The 19,710-nt window shown below is 69.7% G+C and carries 21 protein-coding genes; 17 read left to right on the top strand and 4 right to left on the bottom strand.

The window, feature by feature from the left end:
• On the top strand, nt 1–279 hold a 279-nt coding region (locus AC1DCT_RS04615; protein WP_477427731.1), incomplete at its 5' end, for an HNH endonuclease signature motif containing protein.
• 116 nt (nt 280–395) lie between these two features.
• Here AC1DCT_RS04615 and AC1DCT_RS04610 read toward each other — a convergent pair.
• Complete coding sequence (locus AC1DCT_RS04610) at nt 396–788, bottom strand: VOC family protein (RefSeq protein ID WP_441975969.1); 393 nt, start codon at nt 786–788, stop codon at nt 396–398.
• 157 nt (nt 789–945) lie between these two features.
• On the opposite strand from AC1DCT_RS04610, the gene lysA reads away from it, so the two are divergent.
• The 5 genes from lysA to prfA all read left to right on the top strand — a co-directional run bounded on the left by lysA (nt 946) and on the right by prfA (nt 7,936).
• The gene (gene lysA / locus AC1DCT_RS04605) at nt 946–2,406 is read left to right on the top strand and encodes a diaminopimelate decarboxylase (protein WP_477427729.1); all 1,461 of its coding nucleotides are present in this window, start codon (nt 946–948) and stop codon (nt 2,404–2,406) included.
• Nucleotides 2,403–3,722 carry a homoserine dehydrogenase gene (locus tag AC1DCT_RS04600; protein ID WP_477230702.1) on the top strand — a complete coding sequence of 440 codons (1,320 nt, stop codon included), beginning with the start codon at nt 2,403–2,405 and terminating at the stop codon, nt 3,720–3,722. Before lysA ends, AC1DCT_RS04600 begins: the two co-directional genes overlap by 4 nt.
• A gap of 23 nt (nt 3,723–3,745) precedes the next feature.
• Nucleotides 3,746–4,681 (top strand): homoserine kinase, encoded by a 936-nt coding sequence (gene thrB / locus AC1DCT_RS04595; RefSeq protein ID WP_477427757.1) that lies wholly within the window; start codon nt 3,746–3,748, stop codon nt 4,679–4,681.
• A gap of 197 nt (nt 4,682–4,878) precedes the next feature.
• On the top strand, nt 4,879–6,810 hold the full coding sequence (rho, locus tag AC1DCT_RS04590) for a transcription termination factor Rho (RefSeq protein WP_477427728.1): 1,932 nt from the start codon (nt 4,879–4,881) through the stop codon (nt 6,808–6,810).
• 46 nt (nt 6,811–6,856) lie between these two features.
• The gene (prfA, locus tag AC1DCT_RS04585; RefSeq protein ID WP_441975973.1) at nt 6,857–7,936 is read left to right on the top strand and encodes a peptide chain release factor 1; all 1,080 of its coding nucleotides are present in this window, start codon (nt 6,857–6,859) and stop codon (nt 7,934–7,936) included.
• A gap of 26 nt (nt 7,937–7,962) precedes the next feature.
• On the opposite strand, the gene AC1DCT_RS04580 is transcribed toward prfA, so the two are convergent.
• Nucleotides 7,963–9,027, bottom strand: a complete 1,065-nt coding sequence (locus AC1DCT_RS04580; RefSeq protein WP_477427726.1) for a DNA polymerase IV — start codon at nt 9,025–9,027, stop codon at nt 7,963–7,965.
• A 58-nt stretch (nt 9,028–9,085) separates the two neighbouring features.
• Between AC1DCT_RS04580 and AC1DCT_RS04575 the strand changes: the two genes are divergently transcribed.
• Entirely contained in the window at nt 9,086–9,508 is a 423-nt protein-coding gene (locus AC1DCT_RS04575; RefSeq protein ID WP_477427725.1) for a hypothetical protein, read from the top strand.
• Between the two features lie 36 nt (nt 9,509–9,544).
• Here the strand turns inward: AC1DCT_RS04575 and epsC are convergent, their stop codons facing one another.
• The gene (gene epsC / locus AC1DCT_RS04570) at nt 9,545–10,129 is read right to left on the bottom strand and encodes a serine O-acetyltransferase EpsC (protein WP_477427723.1); all 585 of its coding nucleotides are present in this window, start codon (nt 10,127–10,129) and stop codon (nt 9,545–9,547) included.
• Nucleotides 10,129–11,067, bottom strand: coding sequence for a cysteine synthase A (cysK, locus tag AC1DCT_RS04565; protein WP_440732211.1), 939 nt, complete (start codon nt 11,065–11,067; stop codon nt 10,129–10,131). The genes epsC and cysK overlap by 1 nt, the downstream gene beginning before the upstream one ends.
• Before the next feature lie 138 nt (nt 11,068–11,205).
• Between cysK and prmC the strand changes: the two genes are divergently transcribed.
• From prmC to AC1DCT_RS04515, 10 genes are all read left to right on the top strand, one after another.
• The gene (prmC, locus tag AC1DCT_RS04560; RefSeq protein WP_477427721.1) at nt 11,206–12,063 is read left to right on the top strand and encodes a peptide chain release factor N(5)-glutamine methyltransferase; all 858 of its coding nucleotides are present in this window, start codon (nt 11,206–11,208) and stop codon (nt 12,061–12,063) included.
• A 76-nt stretch (nt 12,064–12,139) separates the two neighbouring features.
• Nucleotides 12,140–12,814 (top strand): L-threonylcarbamoyladenylate synthase, encoded by a 675-nt coding sequence (locus tag AC1DCT_RS04555; RefSeq protein WP_477427719.1) that lies wholly within the window; start codon nt 12,140–12,142, stop codon nt 12,812–12,814.
• Between the two features lie 24 nt (nt 12,815–12,838).
• Nucleotides 12,839–13,984 (top strand): MraY family glycosyltransferase, encoded by a 1,146-nt coding sequence (locus AC1DCT_RS04550; RefSeq protein ID WP_477427717.1) that lies wholly within the window; start codon nt 12,839–12,841, stop codon nt 13,982–13,984.
• A complete protein-coding gene (locus AC1DCT_RS04545) occupies nt 13,981–14,532 on the top strand; it encodes a hypothetical protein (RefSeq protein WP_477427715.1) in 552 nt (183 codons plus the stop codon). Before AC1DCT_RS04550 ends, AC1DCT_RS04545 begins: the two co-directional genes overlap by 4 nt.
• Before the next feature lie 121 nt (nt 14,533–14,653).
• Nucleotides 14,654–15,439, top strand: coding sequence for a F0F1 ATP synthase subunit A (gene atpB, locus AC1DCT_RS04540; protein ID WP_477427713.1), 786 nt, complete (start codon nt 14,654–14,656; stop codon nt 15,437–15,439).
• Between the two features lie 49 nt (nt 15,440–15,488).
• Nucleotides 15,489–15,725 carry a F0F1 ATP synthase subunit C gene (gene atpE / locus AC1DCT_RS04535; RefSeq protein WP_292716640.1) on the top strand — a complete coding sequence of 79 codons (237 nt, stop codon included), beginning with the start codon at nt 15,489–15,491 and terminating at the stop codon, nt 15,723–15,725.
• Nucleotides 15,726–15,753: 28 nt separating this feature from the next.
• On the top strand, nt 15,754–16,305 hold the full coding sequence (locus tag AC1DCT_RS04530) for a F0F1 ATP synthase subunit B (protein ID WP_441975979.1): 552 nt from the start codon (nt 15,754–15,756) through the stop codon (nt 16,303–16,305).
• Nucleotides 16,305–17,093, top strand: coding sequence for a F0F1 ATP synthase subunit delta (locus AC1DCT_RS04525; protein WP_440732204.1), 789 nt, complete (start codon nt 16,305–16,307; stop codon nt 17,091–17,093). The genes AC1DCT_RS04530 and AC1DCT_RS04525 overlap by 1 nt, the downstream gene beginning before the upstream one ends.
• 49 nt (nt 17,094–17,142) lie before the next feature.
• Nucleotides 17,143–18,783 (top strand): F0F1 ATP synthase subunit alpha, encoded by a 1,641-nt coding sequence (atpA, locus tag AC1DCT_RS04520; RefSeq protein WP_440732203.1) that lies wholly within the window; start codon nt 17,143–17,145, stop codon nt 18,781–18,783.
• 18 nt (nt 18,784–18,801) lie between these two features.
• The gene (locus AC1DCT_RS04515; RefSeq protein WP_440732202.1) at nt 18,802–19,701 is read left to right on the top strand and encodes a F0F1 ATP synthase subunit gamma; all 900 of its coding nucleotides are present in this window, start codon (nt 18,802–18,804) and stop codon (nt 19,699–19,701) included.
• Nucleotides 19,702–19,710: the final 9 nt, after the last annotated feature.

Raw genomic sequence — 19,710 nt, 5'->3', positions numbered from 1 at the left:
TTCCCCACCTGCGGACTCCCACCCACCGCCCAAGACCTCGACCACACCATCGACGCCGCCTACGGCGGCGCCACCGAAGAAGGCAACCTCGGCGGACTCTGCCGCCGACACCACGTCCTCAAACACCAGACCACGTGGGCCGTGAAACAGAAGGGCGCGGGCGTCCTCGAATGGACCAGCCCCACCGGCTCGACCTACATCGACAAACCACCCGCCCCCGTCACCTTCACCACCGACGAACCGGACCCGCCACCCGTCGATAAAGCCGCGCCATTCTGACCCGCCTCCGGAACGCGAGAGCCCGGGATTCCGACGCCGCCCCGAGCCGTTCCGACCCATCGCGATCGCTTGCGGCGACGTCAGGAAAGTCAGGAAAGAGGGCTTCCGATGCGCTCTCAGACCTCCGTCGCGACGACCTCGGCCTTGAACCCCTCGCTGTTCTCAAGCCAACCCGCATAGTGGCCGGGGCCTCCTGCATGCGGGTACCGGTCGTCGTACAGAGCGCTCCAGCCGTGCGAAGCGGCGGCCGCCATCAGCGCGTCGACGTCGCTCCGCGTTCCGCCGTGGAACGCCAGATGGTTCAATCCGGCCAGCCTGCGGTCGTGGCCGGGGCCGTGCAGCGCCGGAGCCGAGCAGATCGTGAGGTAGGCGTCGCCGTTCCGCCACGAGCGGCCCTCTGCCCAGACATCCGCCGGCTCGAACCCGACCTGTCCGAGCAGCCAACCCCATTCGACGGCGGACTGCGCCACGTCGGCGACCCAGAGTTCGACGTGATGGAATCCGCGCATCCGCTCATCCAACCAGACTCGCCACCGTGCCGCGCGGCCCCGTCCCGGGACGTCACACCCGTCGGGGCGGACGGATGCGGTGCCTTAGAATTCTCAGAACTCGGCACGCTCTGGGCCGGGCTCGAACACCCGAGACACACACGACGATTGGTGCCCTGTGCTTCCCGCATCGCCCGACGCGCTCGCCCCGGACTGGCTGAAGGAACCGGCCGATCCGAACGATCTCGCCCCGGGGGTGTGGCCGGCTTCCGCACGGCGCGACGCCGACGGACAGCTGGAACTCGGTGGCGTCGGCGTCGCCGAGCTGCGTGCCCGTTTCGGCACCCCGCTCTACGTGCTGGACGAGGCGGAGGTACGCGCCCACGCAGCCAGGATCAAGGCGGCCTTCGACGCTGCCGCGGCCGCTCACGACACCAAGGCGCGCGTCTACTACGCCGGGAAGGCGTTCCTCAGCACGGAGGTGGCTCGCTGGGTCACGCAGGAGGGCCTGCGCGTCGACGTCTGCAGCCGCGGCGAGCTCGAGATCGCCCTGGCCGCGGGCGTGAAACCCTCGCGGATCGGGTTCCACGGCAACAACAAGAGCGTCGCCGAGCTGGAGCGCGCGGTCGAGGTCGGCGTCGGCACGATCGTGCTCGATTCTGCGATCGAGATCGAGCGCCTCGGCGCGATCGCCGAGCGTCACGGCGCCGAACGACGCGGCTTCGCGCAGCGTGTGCTGCTCCGGGTGAACAGCGGCGTGCACGCCGAGACGCACGACTTCCTCGCCACCGCCCACGAAGACCAGAAGTTCGGCACCCCGCTCGAATCCGCGCCGGCTCTCGTCGAGCGGATCCGGGAGATCCCGAGCCTGAAGCTGCACGGCCTGCACTGCCACATCGGCTCGCAGATCTTCGGTTCCGCCGGCTTCGCCGAATCCGCCTCGCGCATCGTCGAGCTGCACGCCGAGCTGCGTGAGGGCGGGGAGCTGCCCCTGCTCAACCTCGGCGGCGGTTTCGGCATCGCCTACACCGCGGCCGACGATCCGACGCCGATCGAGGAGCTCGCCACCGCCATCGTGGAGGCGGTCGCGCGTGAGTGCGAGGTGCGCGGGATCCCGCTCCCGACCCTCGCGTTCGAGCCGGGGCGCGCCGTCGTCGGTCAGGCCGGTGTGACCCTCTACGAGGTCGGCACCACGAAGGAGGTCTCACTCGGCGACCGAGGGGAGCGCCTCTACGTGAGTGTGGACGGCGGCATGAGCGACAACGCCCGCCCTGCCCTGTACGGATCCGAGTACTCGGCGCGCATCGCCTCACGCGAGGGCACCGGCGCACCGGTGCTCGCCCGGGTCGTGGGCTCGCACTGCGAATCGGGGGACATCGTCGTCGATCACGAGTACCTCCCCTCCGACGTCACCCCGGGCGACCTGCTCGCGGTGCCGGCGACCGGCGCGTACTGTCACGCGCTGGCCAGCAACTACAACCACACCCCGCGTCCCGCGGTCGTCGCCGTGCGCGACGGTCACGCGCGGGTGATCGTCCGGGGGGAGACCCTCGACGACCTCCTCTCCAGGGATGCCGGCATCGCCGCTCCGCGGACGAAGGAGCGCACCGGTGCCCGCACCGGAGAAGGAGAAGCATGACGGAACTCGACGGCACCCGCCGTACCCTGCGCGTCGCCCTGCTCGGGGCTGGATCCGTGGGGTCGCAGGTCGCGCGCCTGCTCCTCGAGCATCAGGGCGACCTGGCCGAGCGCAGCGGCGCCCGGCTGGAACTCGCAGGGATCCTCGTCCGGGACGTCGATGCGCCTCGCGACGCGGAACTGCCGCGTGAGCTGCTCACGACCGATGCCGAGGTGCTGATCCAGAGTGCGGATATCGTGATCGAGCTCATGGGCGGCATCGAGCCGGCGCGCGGTTATGTGCTCCAGGCGCTGCGCAGCGGCGCCGATGTCGTCACCGGCAACAAGGCCCTGCTGGCCACTCACGGGGCCGAGATCTTCGAGGCCGCGGATCAGGTCGGCGCATCGGTGTCGTACGAGGCGGCGGTCGCCGCGGCGATCCCGATCATCCGCCCCCTGCGCGACTCGCTCGCCGGCGACCGGATCAAGCGGATCTTCGGAATCGTCAACGGCAGCACGAACTACATCCTCGATTCGATGGACCGCCAGGGCCTGAGCGCCCAGGAGGCGCAGCAGATCGCCACCGACCTCGGGTACCTCGAGGCCGACCCCACGCTCGATCTCGAGGGCTACGACGCGGCCCAGAAGGCCGCGATCCTGGCCAGCCTCGCGTTCCACACGCAGGTCTCGATCGATGACGTGCACCGCCAGGGCATCGAGTCCGTCACCGCCGACATGATCGCCGACGCCCGCCGAGCGGGCTACGTGATCAAGCTGCTGGCTGTGTGCGAGCGTCTGTCCGAGGACGGCGGCGACGCCGTCTCGGTGCGCGTGTACCCGGCGTTGATCGACCGGGAGCACCCCATGGCGAGCGTGCACGGCGGCAACAACGCCGTCTTCGTGGAGGCTGAGGCCGCCGGTCCGCTCATGTTCTACGGTGCCGGCGCGGGCGGCGTGCAGACCGCGTCCGCCGTGCTCGGCGATGTCGTCTCGGCCGCACGCCGGCACATCGCCGGCGGTGTGGGCGTGGGGGAGTCGGCTCGGCAGAGCCTGCCGATCGCGCCGTTCGGACACATCACCACGCGCTATCAGATCACGATCGAGGTCGCCGACGTCACCGGCGTGCTCGCCACCGTCGCCGGGATCCTCAGCGACCACGGCGTCTCCATCGCCACCGCGCTGCAGACGATCGAGCGAGGCGAGCAGAGCAGCACCGCCCGCCTCGTGATCGGCACCCACCGCGCCACCGAGCAGGCTCTCAGCGACACCGTCGCCCGCCTCGCCGACAGCGACGCCGTCACCCGCGTGGTGTCGGTGCTGCGGGTCGAGGGGGAGTGACGGTGAACGCTGCGACCGGCCCGATGCCCGGGCGCACCGTCGAGGTGCGCGTCCCCGCCACGAGTGCCAACCTCGGCCCCGGGTTCGACACCCTCGGTCTCGCGCTGAGCATGTACGACGAACTCGAGGTCACGGCACTCGAGCCGGGACGGATCGACGTCGAGGTCTCCGGATCCGGCGCCGACGAGATCGCCCGCGACGCCTCCAACCTCGTCATCCGCTCGATCGCGCACGTCTTCGCCGATGCGGGCGTCGCGATGCCGGGGATCCATCTCGTGGCAAACAACGGCGTGCCGCACGGGCGCGGGCTCGGCTCGTCCGGCGCCGCGGTCGCGGCCGGAGTGCTGGCCGCGAAGGGATTGCTGGAAGGGATCGTCGAGCTCGACGACGACGCGCTGTTGCGTCTTGCGACGGAGCTCGAAGGGCACCCCGACAATGTGGCTCCTGCCCTGTTCGGCGGTCTGACCATCGCATGGACGGCTGCGCGCGGCCCGCAGCACAAGAAGCTGCTCGTGCACCGCGGCGTCTCGCCGCTGGTGCTGGTGCCCGGCTACACGATGTCGACCAAGGCGGCGCGCAGTCTGCAGCCGGAGCAGGTGCCGAGCGAGGATGCGGTGTTCAACGTCTCCCGCTCCGCGCTGCTCATCGCAGCGCTCACGCAGAGCCCCGATGTGCTGCTGGACGCCACCGACGACCGCCTGCACCAGGACTACCGCGCGCCCGCGATGCCCGAGACGAACCGACTCGTACGCGCCCTGCGCGCCGAGGGTTTCGCGGCGGTCGTCTCCGGCGCCGGCCCCAGCGTGCTCGTGCTGTGCGACGGACCGGGCAGCCGCCTCGAAGCCGTGCGAATCGCCGAGGCTGCCACGGACACTCCGTGGATCCCGCAGATGGTCGCCGTCGATGTGCGGGGTGGTACAGTGAGGGAACGAGCGGAGGGTTCTTCGTCACAATCGTGATCCCGACCCGCGACGCACTTACCGCGTCAGCCGCACAGCACCCGAAACCGCACCACGAGCCGGTCACCGAGCTCTCTGCGAGCGTGTTCTCCGGGTGGCATGCAGGGGACAGCCTGTTCTCGGCATGATCGTGCGGTCGCGCCCCGGCATCTGCCGTGTGCGCATCGAATTTCCCACGACTTACAAGAGGAGTACTCGTGGAGACTATCTCCGAGACCCAGATCGAGACCTCGGCTCCGGCTGAGCAGGCGCCCGCCGAGGACGCACCCAAGGCCCCGCGCAAGCGCGCTCCGCGCCGCGCGACCACGGCCACCGCCGCCGCGAAGGCCGCGGAGGCTGCGGAGTCCGCGCCCGCCGGCGGGGATGCATCGTCCGCCGCCGAGACGCCGGCCGAGGACGCTCCGAAGGCCAAGGCCCCGCGCCGCAGCCGTGCGAAGAAGACCGAGGAGGCTCCCGCCGAGACGGCCGCCGCCGACGCGACCCCCGCTGCTGACGCCGCCCCCGCCGCCGAGGCGTCGGCCGAGGAGGCCCCGAAGGCGCGGGCCCCGCGCCGCAGCCGTGCGAAGAAGACCGACGACGCCCCGGCGGAGTCCGGCGAGGCGGCGCCGGCTGAGGCCGCAGCCGAGCCGGTCGCGAAGGAGGCGCCCGCGGACGCGGCGCCCGCCGACGCGCAGCCTGCCGACAATTCCGCCGACGGCGGCGAGGAGACGAGCGGCCGCAGCCGCAGCCGGTCCCGCTCGCGCAGCCGCAACCGCAACGGAGGCCAGGACGGCCAGAGCAACGGCGGCCAGAGCAACAACAACGGCCAGAGCAACAACCAGGGCGGCCGTGGCGGCGCTCAGGACATCGACGAGGACGGCGGCACTGGCCGCGGCCGCCAGCGCAACAAGCGCCGTGGCGGTCAGAACCAGAACGTCGACGAGTTCGAGACCGAGATCGGCGAGGACGACGTCCTCATCCCGATCGCGGGCATCCTCGACGTGCTCGACAATTACGCCTTCGTGCGCACCACCGGCTACCTCTCCGGCCCCAGCGACGTGTACGTCTCGCTCGGCCAGGTGAAGAAGTACAATCTGCGCAAGGGCGACGCCGTCGTCGGTGCGATCAAGCAGCCTCGCGAGGGCGAGCAGCAGGGCCGCCAGAAGTACAACGCGCTGGTGAAGGTCGACTCGGTCAACGGCCTGAGCACGGAGGACGCCGCGAACCGCGTCGAGTTCTCCGCCCTCACCCCGCTCTACCCGCAGGAGCGTCTGCGCCTGGAGACGGCGCCGGAGAAGCTCACGCAGCGCATCATCGATCTGGTCGCCCCGATCGGCAAGGGACAGCGCGGCCTCATCGTCGCGCCCCCGAAGGCCGGCAAGACGATCGTGCTGCAGCAGATCGCCAACGCGATCGCGCAGAACAACCCCGAGGTGCACCTCATGGTCGTGCTCGTCGACGAGCGCCCCGAAGAGGTCACCGACATGCAGCGCACGGTGAAGGGCGAGGTCATCGCCTCGACCTTCGACCGTCCGGCAGAGGATCACACCACCGTCGCCGAGCTCGCGATCGAGCGTGCCAAGCGCCTGGTGGAGCTGGGGCGCGACGTCGTCGTGCTGCTCGACTCGATCACCCGCCTCGGCCGCGCGTACAACATCGCCGCTCCGGCCTCCGGCCGCGTGCTCACCGGCGGCGTGGACGCTTCGGCGCTGTACCCGCCGAAGCGCTTCTTCGGCGCCGCGCGCAACATCGAGAACGGCGGATCCCTCACGATCCTCGCGACCGCACTGGTGGAGACCGGATCCAAGATGGACGAGGTCATCTTCGAGGAGTTCAAGGGCACCGGCAACAGCGAGCTGCGCCTGAGCCGCGCGCTGGCCGACAAGCGGATCTTCCCGGCCGTGGACGTCAACGCGTCCTCGACCCGCCGAGAGGAGATGCTGCTGAGCCCCGACGAGGTCAAGATCACCTGGAAGCTGCGCCGTGCCCTCGCCGGGCTCGACCCGCAGCAGGCGCTCGAGGTCGTGCTCGGCAAGCTCAAGGAGACCGATTCCAACGTCGAGTTCCTGCTGCAGATGCAGAACGCGCAGCTGGGGAAGCCCTCCACCGGCACCGGCCACAGCCACGCGTCCGAGAACAGCATCCGCTGATCCGCGCAGCCTGAACGCTGCCTCATCCGGGAGGGATCCGGTCGTCATGTTCGAGCAGGTCGAGTCGCTGCGCGACGAGCATCGCAGGGTGGAGAGAGAGCTCTCCGACCCCGAGGTGCACGCCGACGCCGCGCGGGCGAAGCGGGTCAACCGCCGCTACGCCGAGCTCAGCCGCATCGTGAAGGCGCATGACGACTGGATCGCCGCCGGCGAGGATCTCGAGACGGCGCGTGAGTTCGCCCGCGAGGACGAATCGATCGCGGCGGAGATCCCCGGCATGGAAGAGGGGCTGCAGGCCGCCCAGGAGAAGCTCCGGCGCCTGCTGATCCCTCGGGATCCGGATGACGCCCGCGACGTGATCATGGAGATCAAGGCGGGGGAGGGCGGAGCCGAATCCGCCCTCTTCGCCGCCGACCTGCTGCGCATGTACGTGCAGTACGCGGCGTCCAAGGGCTGGAAGACCGAGCTGCTCGATCGCACCGAATCGGATCTCGGCGGTTACAAGGACGTGCAGGTCGCGATCAAGGGATCCTCCACGGACCCCTCCCAAGGCGTCTGGGCCCACCTCAAGTACGAGGGCGGCGTGCACCGGGTGCAGCGCGTACCGGCGACCGAGTCGCAGGGCCGCATCCACACGTCCACCACCGGGGTGCTGGTGTTCCCCGAGGTGGATGAGCCCGACGAGATCGCGATCAACCAGAACGACCTCAAGATCGATGTCTTCCGCTCGTCAGGGCCCGGCGGTCAGTCCGTGAACACGACGGACTCCGCGGTGCGCATCACGCACGTGCCGAGCGGGATCGTCGTGTCCATGCAGAACGAGAAGTCGCAGCTGCAGAACCGCGAGGCGGCCATGCGGGTGCTGCGCGCCCGCCTGCTGGCCAAGCAGCAGGAGGAGCTCGACGCCGCCGCCTCCGATGCGCGTCGCTCGCAGATCCGCGGCATGGACCGCTCCGAGCGGATCCGCACCTACAACTTCCCCGAGAACCGGATCGCGGATCACCGCACCGGGTTCAAGGCCTACAACCTCGATGCCGTGATGGACGGGGCGCTCGAGCCGCTCATCGAGTCCGCGATCCACGCGGACGAGGAGGCCAGGCTCGCCGCCCTCGGCACCGAGGACTGAGCGCCCGGCACCCCGAGAGCGTACTGTCACCACGCTCCGCGCGTGGGTGTGCGTCCTTCGCGCACGTCGTCAGGGAGCGCCATCTCGGCACGCATCCCCAGCAGCCGCACCGGCCGGTCGGGGTCTATCCGGGCGATGAGCTCCCGTGCCTTCGCGATGACGAGATCGCGGTCGGCGGTCTCCGGGATCCGCTTGGTGAACGTCTTCGTCGTGAACGGGGCGTAGCGCACCTTCAGCCCGAGGCCGATGACGGGCCGTCCGTCGTCTGCGACGTCGTCCAGAACCTGTTCGAGCAGCGTCAGCGCGGCCTGTTCGATCTCCGCGCGGTCGGCGAGATCGGTCTGGTAGGTCGTCTCACGGCTGTGCCCGCGCGCGACCCAGGGGGTGTCGTCGACGATAGCGGATCCGCCGCCCTGTCCGAGTTCGCGGTACCAGAGCCCCATCCGCGGGCCGAATTCGGCGACGAGCCCGTCCTCCGGCGCGGTCGCGAGTTCGGCGACCGTGCCGATCCCGAGGGCCACGAGACGCTTCGACACCTTCGGGCCGACACCCCAGAGCTCGATCACGGGGCGTTCGCCCATCACGTCGTCCCAGTTCTCGGCCGTGAGGCGGAACACGCCCCGGGGCTTGCCGAAGCCGGTCGCGATCTTCGCCCGCACGAGCGTGTCCCCGATGCCCACGCTGCAGTGCAGTCCGGTGCGTTCCAGGACGGCATGTTGCAGGTGCCGCGCGTACGCCTCAGGATCGTCCGTGTCGACGCCGACGAACGCCTCGTCCCAGCCCAGCACCTGCACCACGGCGCCCGGCTGGGCCCGCACCGCCGCCATGACCTCGGCGGAGGCGGCCAGATACGCGGGCGCGTCCACCGGCAGGATCACCGCGTCCGGAGCCTTGCGCGCGGCGATCCGCAGCGGCATCCCCGAGCCCACGCCGAACGCGCGCGCCTCATAGGAGGCCGTCGACACCACCGCGCGCTCGGTCGGATCTCCGCGACCGCCCACGATGAGCGGAAGCCCCGCCAGCTCGGGACGGCGCAGCACCTCGACGGCCGCGATGAACTGGTCGAGGTCCACATGGAGCACCCAGCGCATGCCCCGACAGTACGCGTCGCGAGCCGGGCGCGCACCCGTGCCCCGCTATGCTCCGGCCATGAGCCTCTTCCTCACTCGCACCCTGATCTTCGTGGCGTCGTCCGCGATCGGCCTCATCGTGGCCGATCTGCTGCTGACGGGTTTCACCATCGAGTGGAGCAAGTGGTGGGGCTTCGTGCTGTGCGTGCTCATCTTCACGGTGCTGCAGAGCCTGCTCGCCCCGTGGATCACGTCCATGGCCAACCGCTACGCGCCGGCGCTGCTGGGCGGGATCGGCATCATCTCCACCTTCGTGGCGCTGCTCATCGTCGTGCTGCTGCCCATCGGGGGTCTGCGGATCACCGACGCGCTCGGCTGGATCCTGGGCCCGGTCGTCGTCTGGATCATCACGGCGGTCTGCACCGTCGTCCTGCCGTTGCTGCTGATCAAGCGGGAGGTGCGCGAAGCGGCAGCGCTCAAAGCCGCGGCCAAGAAGCGTTAACGAGGATGCCCCGCGGAGGGCGGGGCGCCGCCGAGCTCAGATCGAGTAGTCGGGCACCGACAGGATCCTCGCCGTGTTCTCTCCCTCGACACGAGGCCTGGCCCTGGCGGGGACCCCGGTGAGCACGGAATCGGCGGGCGCGTCCTTCGTGACGACGGCGTTGGCGCCGATGGCGGAGCGCGCGCCGATGACGACGGGGCCGAGGATCTTCGCTCCCGCGCCGACCACGACGCCGTCCTGGAGCGTGGGGTGGCGCTTGCCCGCGTCGCGGGTGCGGCCGCCGAGGGTCACCCCGTGATAGAGCATCACATCGTCGCCGATCTCGGCGGTCTCACCGATCACGACGCCCATGCCGTGGTCGATGAAGAAGCGACGGCCGATCGTGGCGCCGGGGTGGATCTCGACGCCGGTCAGCCAGCGGGCGACCTGCGAGCCCATCCGTGCCGGGAAGCGCAGTCCGCGCGTCCACAGCGCCTGGTTCACGCGATGCGCCCAGATGGCGTGCAGGCCCGGGTAGAGCAGGGCGATCTCGATCCCGCCACGTGCGGCGGGGTCGCGGAGCCGGGCGGATGCGATGTCTTCGCGCATCCGCCCGGCCCACGACATGCCAGAGTGCGGCATCAGTCCTCGCGCAGGTCCTCGAACAGGGCGGTGGACAGGTAGCGCTCGCCGGTGTCCGGCGCGATCACGACGATCGTCTTGCCGGTGTTCTCAGGGCGTGCGGCGACCTTCAGCGCCTGTGCGACGGCGGCGCCGGCGGAGATGCCGACCAGCAGCCCCTCCTTCGCCGCCAGGTCCCGGGCGGTGCTGAGGGACTCCTCGAAGCCGGCGGTGATGATCTCATCGATGACGTCGCGGTCCAGGATCGCGGGGACGAAGTTCGGGCCGATGCCCTGGATCTTCGCCGGGCCGGGGTGCCCCTCGCTGAGCAGGGGGGAGTCGGTCGGCTCGACGGCGATGACCTTCACCTCGGGGTTGGCCGCCTTGAGGGCCTGACCGGTGCCGGTGATGGTGCCACCGGTGCCGATGCCCGCGACGAAGAAGTCGACGTCGCCGTCGGTGTCACGCAGGATCTCCTGCGCCGTGGTCTCGCGGTGGATCTGCGGGTTCGCGGCGTTCTCGAACTGCCGGGCCCAGACGGCGCCCGGGGTCTCCGCGATGATCTCCTGCAGCTTCTCGATCGCGCCCTTCATTCCCAAGGTCGGGTCGGTCAGCACGAGCTCTGCGCCGAACGCCTTCAGCAGCACGCGGCGCTCCTTCGACATGGAGGAGGGCATCGTCAGGATCACGCGGTAGCCGCGTGCGGCGCCCACCATGGCCAGGGCGATGCCGGTGTTGCCGCTCGTCGCCTCGACGATCGTGCCACCGGGCTTCAGCTCGCCGGATGCCTCCGCGGCGTCGACGATCGCGATGCCGATGCGGTCCTTGACGCTCGAGGCCGGGTTGAACGACTCGAGCTTGACCAGCACCGTGGCGCCGAGGCCCTCGGTCACGTGGTTCAGCTTGACGAGCGGGGTGTTGCCGAACGTGCTGGTGATGTCGGAGTGGATGCCTGCCATGAGGGACCTTTCGATGGACGCACTTCTTCGGGGTTGCCACGATCCCATCCCGCTTCCGACGGGGACACGATCGAGCACAGCCTAGGACGATGGCGTGTGGGCCCGGTGAATGTGACGCCCGCATTACGCTGGACGTCTATGTCCGTGCCCCTTGCCGATGCCCTCCGCCGGGCCGCCACGACCCTCGGCGACGGCGGCGTCCCGGATCCCGTCGTCGACGCCGAGCTCCTGGCCGGGCATGTCCTCGGGCTCGGTCGTGGTGCCGTCCAGGCGGCGATGATCCGCGGAGACGTGCTGACCGATGCGGACGAGGCTGCCCTGGACGCGCTCGTCGCACGCCGTGCCGCGCGGGAGCCGCTTCAGCATCTCACCGGCATGGCGCCGTTCCGCCACCTCGAGCTGGCGGTGGGGCCCGGTGTGTTCGTGCCGCGCCCGGAGACCGAGATCGTCGCGCAGTTCGCGATCGACGCGCTGCTCGCGACCGCCTCGCCGGTCCCCGTCGGCGTGGATCTGTGCACCGGATCCGGCGCCATCGCCCTCGCTCTCGCGACGGAGGTGCCGCACGCGCAGGTGCACGCCGTCGAGCTCTCGCCCGAGGCGCACGCCTGGGCGCTGCGGAACACGGCGGGGCAGCAGAACCTCTCCCTGGTGCTCGGCGACCTCCGGTCGGAGCTGGGGGAGTTGGACGGCACGGTCGACGTGGTCATCTCCAATCCTCCGTATGTGCCGGACGATGCCATCCCGCGCGATCCCGAGGTGCGCCTTCACGACCCTGCGCTCGCGCTGTACGGCGGGCCCGACGGACTCGACGTGGTGCGCGCGATCAGCCGCCGCGCCTGGGCGCTGCTGCACCCCGGCGGGACGCTCGTGCTCGAGCACGCGGAGGTGCAGGGCGACGCGATCCGTGAGCTCCTCGCTGCGGACGGCTGGCGCGCGACGGCGACGCACCGCGACCTGACCCAGCGCGACCGGGCGACGACGGCGATCCGCCCGTAGCCGGATCCGCCGGCTTGGGGAGATCCGCACGCCCGCTCAGGGCGCACGGCGCCGCGCCCCGTAGACTGGGCCGGTCATGTCCTCAGTCTTCGATAGCCGCGACGCGGATCAGATCCTCACCGGTATGCGCCAGGCCCGTCTTGCCATCGGCCGCGGCGAGCTGGTCGTGCTGCCCACCGATACCGTCTACGGCGTGGGCGCCGACGCCTTCAGCCCCGCCGCCGTGCAGCGCCTGCTCGATGCGAAGGGGCGGGGGCGCCAGCAGCCGCCGCCCGTCCTCGTCGGCAGCACCGCCACTCTCGCCGCCCTCGTGGAGACCGTGCCGGAGCCGGTGCAGCGTCTGGTCGACGAGTTCTGGCCCGGCGGGCTCACGATCGTGCTGCCCGCGCAGCAGTCCCTGGTCTGGGATCTGGGCGAGACCCACGGCACGGTCGCCGTGCGGATGCCCGACCACCGGGTCGCCCTCGCCCTGCTCGAGGAGACCGGCCCGCTCGCGGTCTCCAGCGCGAACCTGACCGGGGAGCCGGCCGCCGTCGAGGTCGATCAGGCCAAGGGCATGCTCGGCGACAGCATCGAGGTCTACCTCGACGCAGGTCCCGCGACCCGCGGCATCGCCTCCACGATCGTCGACGCCACGTCGCTCGTGCGCCCGGGGGGCGAGGACGCGAAGGTGCGCGTGCTCCGCGAGGGTGCGGTCTCCCGCGACGAGCTCGCCCGCGTGCTCGGGGACCTGCTCGACGAGCAGCCCTGATCCTGGCCGGAGGAGAGCGACCCCGTGAAGCAGTACCTGTTCACCGTGATCCTCACGGCAGCCGTGACCCTGGCCTGCTCGTGGGCGGTGTGGCAGCTGAGTCTGCGCTTCAAGCTGTACCCGGGCATCCGCGAGCGCGATGTGCACACGACGCCGACGCCGCGGCTCGGGGGAGTGGCGATGCTGCTCGGCATCCTGGCGGCTTTCGCCGCGAGCGCGGCCAGTCCGTTCTTCCACATCATCTGGGCGCAGCCGCAGACGATGTGGTCGGTGGTCGGCGCGGTCCTGCTCATCGCGATCGTCGGCGTCATCGATGATCTGTGGGATCTGGACTGGATGATCAAGCTGGGAGCGCAGTTCCTGGCCGCGGGGCTGGTGACGATCGTCGGCGGGCTGCAGATCGCCTCGCTCCCGCTCGCGGAGCCCGTGATCGCATCCAACTGGCTGAGCATCGTGATCACGATGTTCGCGATCGTGATCGTGATGAACGCGGTGAACTTCATCGACGGGCTCGACGGCCTGGTCGCCGGCGTCTGCCTCATCGCCAACGGCGTGTTCTTCGCTTACTCCTACATCATCGCCCGCGACATCGGGCAGTCCAGCTACTTCAGCCTCGCCCCGTTCATCGCGGCCGTGCTGATCGGAGCCTGCATCGGATTCCTGCCGATGAACTGGAGCCCCGCGAAGCTGTTCATGGGCGACTCCGGCGCCCTCGTGATCGGCCTGCTCATGGCGACCAGCGCCGTCGCCATCACCGGGCAGCTGAATCCCGCTGTGCTCACCAACGCGCAGATCGGGCGCTCCCAGCTGCTCGGCGCGTTCATCCCGATCCTGCTGCCGGTCGTCGTGGTGCTGCTGCCGCTGCTCGATTTCGGACTGGCCGTGCTGCGACGCATGGGCGCGGGCAAGTCGCCGTTCTCGCCCGATCGCAAGCACCTGCACCACCGCATGCTCGACCTCGGCCACCGCGGCCGCGACGCCGTGCTCATCTTCTACGCGTGGACGGCCATCATCTCGATCGCCGTGCTGCTGATGTACATCGGCTCGCGCGAGGGCTGGTACGGCGAATACGCCGCCGGCATCATCTTCGGCGTCGTCGGGGCCGCGGCCTGCCTCGTCGTCACCCTCATCCCGTCGCGTCCGCGCGCACCCCAGAAGGAATCGAAATGAGCTCCGCGAGCCACCGCCCCTCCGCCGGCCAGAGCCCCGTCACCAGCACCCCGGTCCTGCGCACGGCGCTGATCGCCTCCGGCATCGCCGCTGTCGTGCTCGCGATCGTGGCCGGGATCATCGGGGGAGTGCTCAAGGGCGCCCCGGGAGTGTGGAGCGGCCTGATCGGCGCCCTCATCGCGGTGCTCTTCGGGGCGATCACAGCCGGCAGCATCCTCATCGCCAACCGCTGGTTCGGGCAGGAGCTGTACGTGCAGCTGTTCTTCGCGATCGTGATGGGCGGCTGGTTCCTCAAGCTGGGGCTGTTCTTCGTGCTCATCCTCGTGCTGCGCGGACAGCCCTGGCTGGAGCCGCTCGTCTTCTTCTGGGCGCTGCTGGCGGGCGTCCTGGTCTCGCTCGCGATCGACGCGGTGGTGTTCCTGAAGATGCGGCTGCCCGTCGTCAGCGACGCATCCCTGCCGACCGTCGCCCCCGAAGACGTCGCTCCGGGCACGGGAACCGGCTCACAGCAGGCTCCGGACGGGGATTCAGGCAACTCACTGGTCTGATAGGCTGGAACCCGAGCCCGCTCGTCACGCGAGCGTTGCGCTGTGAAGCATATCGACCGACGCCCCGGTAGCCCCCGGTGCCCCGACGCTGGAGCCCGCGCTGTTTAATCTTGCTGCGACCATGATCCCTCGACTGGCCGACAACGGCGGGTTCCACGGACCGTCCATCGACGACTTCTTCCCTGCGCCGTTGTTCTACATCGCCGGCATCGGCGTGACACGCATCAACCTGGTGCAGGCGTTCTCGGTGATCGTCCTGGTGCTCTTCCTGGTGCTCGGCACCCGACGCATGAAGATCGTCCCCGGGCGGTTCCAGAGCGTCGTGGAGATGGGCCTGGACTTCGTCCGCGGCGGCATCGCGCACGACCTGCTCGGACGCAAGGACGGCGACCGCTTCCTGCCGCTTCTGACGACGATCTTCTTCATGACGCTGTTCTTCAACCTGACGGGCATCATCCCGTTCCTGAACATCGCCGGATCCAGCGTCGCGGCCGTTCCGCTCATGCTGGCGGTCATCAGCTACGTGACCTTCATCTACGCGGGTCTCAAGAAGAGCCCGAAGAACTTCGTGAAGAACGCGCTGTTCCCCTCGGGCGTGCCATGGCCGGTCTACTTCATCGTGACGCCGATCGAGATCATCTCGACCTTCGTGATCCGCCCGGTCACCCTCATGCTGCGACTGCTGATGAACATGGTTGTCGGGCACATGCTGCTCGTGCTGTGCTTCTCGGCCACCTGGTTCTTCTTCTTCACGGCGGGTGGCGGCTGGGCCGTCCTCGGCATCCCGACCCTCGCCTTCGGAGGCGCCTTCACGGCCCTCGAGATCCTGGTCGCTGTCCTCCAGGCCTACGTCTTCACCGTCCTCACCGCGGTCTACATCCAGCTCGCGGTCGCAGAAGAGCACTGACAACCCCTGCGGGCGGCGAACCTGCCGCCCACAACGAAAGGAAAAATCCGTGGACGCTACTACGGTTCTCGCAGCAGTCAACGGCAACCTCGCGGCAATCGGCTACGGCCTCGCCGCCATCGGCCCGGCCATCGGCGTGGGCATCGTCGTCGGCAAGACGATCGAGGGTGTCGCCCGCCAGCCCGAGCTGGCCGGTCGCCTGCAGGTCCTGATGTGGATCGGCATCGCCTTCACCGAGGCGCTCGCATTCATCGGCATCGCCGTCGGCTTCATCCCCTTCCCGTAACCCGCACTCGAATCCCGAAGGAGACAGGATGCTGAACGCTCTTGTCACGCACCTCGCGGCCGAGGGTGAGACGAAGAACCCGATTCTTCCCGAGACCTACGATCTCGTCTGGTCGGGTCTGTTCTTCCTGATCATCTTGTTCGTGGTGTGGAAGGTCGCTCTTCCCCGGTTCACGAAGATGCTCGACGAGCGCTCCGCGGCCATCGAGGGCAACATCGCCAAGGCCGATGAGGCGCAGAAGCAGGCCGAGGCCGCGCTGGAGGAGTACACCCGCCAGCTCGCCGAGGCCCGCACCGAGGCCGGCGCGATCCGCGAGACCGCCCGTGAGGACGGCAAGAAGATCGTCGCCGAGGCCAAGGAGACCGCTGCCGCAGAGGCCGCTCGCACGACCGCAGCCGCACACGCGCAGATCGAGGCCGAGCGCCAGACGGCGTTCGTCTCGCTGCGCAACGAGGTCGGCGGCCTCGCCCTCGACCTCGCCGGTGGCGTGGTCGGCGAGACCCTCTCCGACGACGCACGCGCGACGGCCGTCGTGGACCGCTTCCTGGCGGACCTCGAGGCCTCCGAGGCGGCGAAGTAATGGGCAGCGCGACCGCTCAGGCCCTTGAGGCGTCGAGCAGCGCTCTGACCGCCGCGCAGGGCATCACCCTCGACGTCGCCGGAGACCTGTTCTCCGCTACGCGCCTGATCGGTGAGTCCTCCGCGCTGAGCGGCGCGCTCGCCGATCCGTCTGCTCCGGTCGAGGCCCGCGCGGCACTCGTGTCGCGCGTCTTCGCCGGCGCGTCGGCGCCTGCGCAGCAGGTGCTGACCGTCGCGGTCTCGCAGCGCTGGTCCTCCGCCGCCGACCTGGTCGACGGTGTGGAGGAGCTGGCCGTGCGCGCTGCGGCGATCGCCGCGCCCGACGCCGACATCGAGGGCGAGCTGTTCTCGGTGTCGCGCCTGGTGGCCGACAACGCCGATCTCGAACTCGCCCTGGGCAGCCGCCTGGGCGGCGGTGAAGGCAAGGCCGCGCTCGTGCAGAAGCTGGTCGGTGCGAGCCTGCACCCGGCCACGTCGCTGATCCTCACCTCGCTGGTGCGCCAGCAGCGTGGGCGCCGCGTGCGCCGGCTGCTGAGCAGGGCGATGCGCATCGTGTCCACGCAGCGCGACCGGATCGTCGCGACGGTGCACACCGCCGCTCCGCTGAGCGCGCCGCAGCGCGACCGTCTCCGCGCGGTTCTGGCCGGTCGCTACGGCCGCCAGATCGCGCTGAACGAGGTGCTCGACTCCTCCGTCGTCGGAGGCCTGCGCGTGCAGGTCGCGGACGATGTCATCGACGGCAGCATCTCCGCCCGCCTCGCCGATCTCCGGCACAAGCTCGCGGGCTGAAACACGACTTCGCGCGGGAAGCCGCGCACCCATACACAAAGGGAAGACAATGGCAGAACTTTCGATCAGCCCCGACGTCATCCGTGACGCGCTGAAGGACTTCGTCGCCGCGTACGAGCCCACGGGCGGCGTGGCGACCGAGGTCGGCACCGTCATCGACGCAGCGGATGGCATCGCGCACGTCGAGGGCCTGCCCGGCGTCATGGCGAACGAGCTCGTGACCTTCGCCGACGGCACCAAGGGACTCGCACTGAACCTGGATGAGCACGAGATCGGTGTCGTCGTCCTCGGCGAGTTCTCCGGTGTCGAGGCCGGCCAGGAGGTCACGCGCACCGGTGAGGTGCTCTCCGTCCCGGTCGGCGACGGCTACCTCGGCCGGGTGGTCGACCCGCTCGGCAACCCGATCGACGGCCTCGGTGAGATCGCGACGGAGGGTGTCCGTGCTCTCGAGCTGCAGGCGCCTGGCGTCATGCAGCGCAAGAGCGTGCACGAGCCGATGCAGACCGGCATCAAGGCCATCGACGCGATGATCCCGGTCGGCCGCGGCCAGCGCCAGCTCATCATCGGTGACCGCCAGACTGGCAAGACCGCGATCGCGATCGACACGATCATCAACCAGAAGGCCAACTGGGACTCCGGCGACGTCAACAAGCAGGTCCGCTGCATCTACGTCGCCATCGGCCAGAAGGGCTCGACCATCGCCTCCGTCAAGGGCGCGCTGGAAGAGGCCGGCGCCCTGGAGTACACGACCATCGTCGCCGCCCCGGCGTCCGACCCGGCCGGCTTCAAGTACCTCGCCCCCTACACCGGCTCGGCCATCGGCCAGCACTGGATGTACGGCGGCAAGCACGTCCTGATCATCTTCGACGACCTGTCGAAGCAGGCCGAGGCCTACCGTGCCGTGTCGCTGCTGCTGCGCCGTCCGCCGGGCCGCGAGGCCTACCCGGGCGACGTCTTCTACCTGCACTCCCGTCTGCTGGAGCGCTGCGCGAAGCTGTCCGACGAGCTCGGCGCCGGTTCGATGACGGGTCTGCCCATCATCGAGACCAAGGCGAACGATGTCTCGGCGTACATCCCGACCAACGTGATCTCGATCACCGACGGCCAGATCTTCCTGCAGTCCGACCTGTTCAACGCCAACCAGCGTCCGGCTGTCGACGTGGGCATCTCGGTGTCCCGCGTCGGTGGTGACGCCCAGGTCAAGTCGATCAAGAAGGTCTCCGGCACGCTGAAGCTCGAACTGGCGCAGTACCGCTCGCTCGAGGCCTTCGCGATGTTCGCGTCCGACCTCGACCAGGCTTCCCGCCGTCAGCTGGCTCGCGGCGCGCGCCTCACCGAGCTGCTCAAGCAGCCGCAGTACTCGCCCTACCCCGTCGAGGAGCAGGTCGTCTCGATCTGGGCCGGTACCAAGGGCAAGCTCGACTCGATCGAGGTCGAGGACGTGCTGCGTTTCGAGCGCGAGCTGCTGGATCACCTGCGTCGCAACACCACCGTGCTCGACACCCTCCGCGAGACCAACGTCCTCGACGACGACACGGTCGCGGAGCTGGAGAAGGCCACCGACGCCTTCCTCCTCGAGTTCCAGGGCGGTAAGGGCCACGGCATCGGCGCTCCCGGACACGAGGAGCACAGCGCCGCGGACGTCGACGACGTGAACCAGGAGAAGATCGTCAAGGGCCGCCGCGCGTAATCGCGGGGATTCTCAGCTATGGGCGCACAACTCCGGGTCTACAAGCAGAAGATCTCTTCTGCTCAGACGACCAAGAAGATCACGAAGGCGATGGAACTCATCGCGGCTTCGCGCATCCAGAAGGCGATGGCGCGTGTCAACGCGTCCTCGCCCTTCGCGCGGGCCGTGACGAGGGCCGTGTCCGCCGTCGCGACGCATTCCAACGTCGACCACCCGCTCACCCGTGAGCCCGAGACGATCCGCCGCTCCGCGGTCGTGATCTTCTCGAGCGATCGGGGCCTGGCCGGCGCGTTCAACTCGCAGATCCTGCGCGAGGCCATGGAGCTCGCCGAGCTCCTGCGCTCGGAGGGTCGCGAGCCGGTGTTCTACCTGGTCGGTCGCAAGGCCGTCGGGTACTTCCAGTTCCGGCGCCTCGAGGCCGCCGCGGAGTGGACGGGTGACACCGACACGCCGTCCTTCCACACGGCAGAGGCCATCGCGGCCTCGCTGCTGGAGGCGTTCGAGCGCGGTGGCCAGCAGGGCGGCGTGGACGAGATCCACCTCGTGTACAACCGCTTCGTCAGCATGATGACCCAGTCGCCCGAGACGGTGCGCCTGCTTCCGCTGGAGATCGCGGAGGCCGACGCGGCCGACACCTCGAGTGCCGTGTACCCGTTGTACGAGTTCGAGCCGGATGCGGCGACGGTGCTCGACGCGATCCTGCCGGTGTACATCCAGAGCCGGGTCTTCAACGCCCTCCTGCAGTCGTCCGCCGCCAAGCAGGCCGCGACGCAGAAGGCGATGAAGTCGGCCAGCGACAACGCCGACAAGCTCATCACCGACTACACCCGCCTGCGCAACAACGCGCGTCAGGCGGAGATCACGCAGCAGATCGCCGAGATCGTCGGCGGCGCCGACGCATTGTCGTCGAGCAAGTAAGACCCCTCA

This window comes from Microbacterium sp. 10L49 (genome assembly GCF_056395125.1).
This window is presented reverse-complemented; position numbering and strand designations above follow the sequence as displayed.

Coding starts and splice junctions, on each gene's coding strand:
- AC1DCT_RS04600 (WP_477230702.1), top strand. CDS start 2,403: ATGACGGAACTCGACGGCACCCGCCGTACCCTGCGCGTCGCCCTGCTC.
- AC1DCT_RS04545 (WP_477427715.1), top strand. CDS start 13,981: ATGAGCTCCGCGAGCCACCGCCCCTCCGCCGGCCAGAGCCCCGTCACC.
- prmC (WP_477427721.1), top strand. CDS start 11,206: ATGTCCGTGCCCCTTGCCGATGCCCTCCGCCGGGCCGCCACGACCCTC.
- atpA (WP_440732203.1), top strand. CDS start 17,143: ATGGCAGAACTTTCGATCAGCCCCGACGTCATCCGTGACGCGCTGAAG.
- AC1DCT_RS04515 (WP_440732202.1), top strand. CDS start 18,802: ATGGGCGCACAACTCCGGGTCTACAAGCAGAAGATCTCTTCTGCTCAG.
- atpB (WP_477427713.1), top strand. CDS start 14,654: ATGATCCCTCGACTGGCCGACAACGGCGGGTTCCACGGACCGTCCATC.
- AC1DCT_RS04525 (WP_440732204.1), top strand. CDS start 16,305: ATGGGCAGCGCGACCGCTCAGGCCCTTGAGGCGTCGAGCAGCGCTCTG.
- prfA (WP_441975973.1), top strand. CDS start 6,857: ATGTTCGAGCAGGTCGAGTCGCTGCGCGACGAGCATCGCAGGGTGGAG.
- AC1DCT_RS04530 (WP_441975979.1), top strand. CDS start 15,754: ATGCTGAACGCTCTTGTCACGCACCTCGCGGCCGAGGGTGAGACGAAG.
- cysK (WP_440732211.1), bottom strand. CDS start 11,067: ATGGCAGGCATCCACTCCGACATCACCAGCACGTTCGGCAACACCCCG.
- thrB (WP_477427757.1), top strand. CDS start 3,746: ATGCCCGGGCGCACCGTCGAGGTGCGCGTCCCCGCCACGAGTGCCAAC.
- epsC (WP_477427723.1), bottom strand. CDS start 10,129: ATGCCGCACTCTGGCATGTCGTGGGCCGGGCGGATGCGCGAAGACATC.
- AC1DCT_RS04580 (WP_477427726.1), bottom strand. CDS start 9,027: ATGCGCTGGGTGCTCCATGTGGACCTCGACCAGTTCATCGCGGCCGTC.
- AC1DCT_RS04575 (WP_477427725.1), top strand. CDS start 9,086: ATGAGCCTCTTCCTCACTCGCACCCTGATCTTCGTGGCGTCGTCCGCG.
- AC1DCT_RS04555 (WP_477427719.1), top strand. CDS start 12,140: ATGTCCTCAGTCTTCGATAGCCGCGACGCGGATCAGATCCTCACCGGT.
- AC1DCT_RS04610 (WP_441975969.1), bottom strand. CDS start 788: ATGCGCGGATTCCATCACGTCGAACTCTGGGTCGCCGACGTGGCGCAG.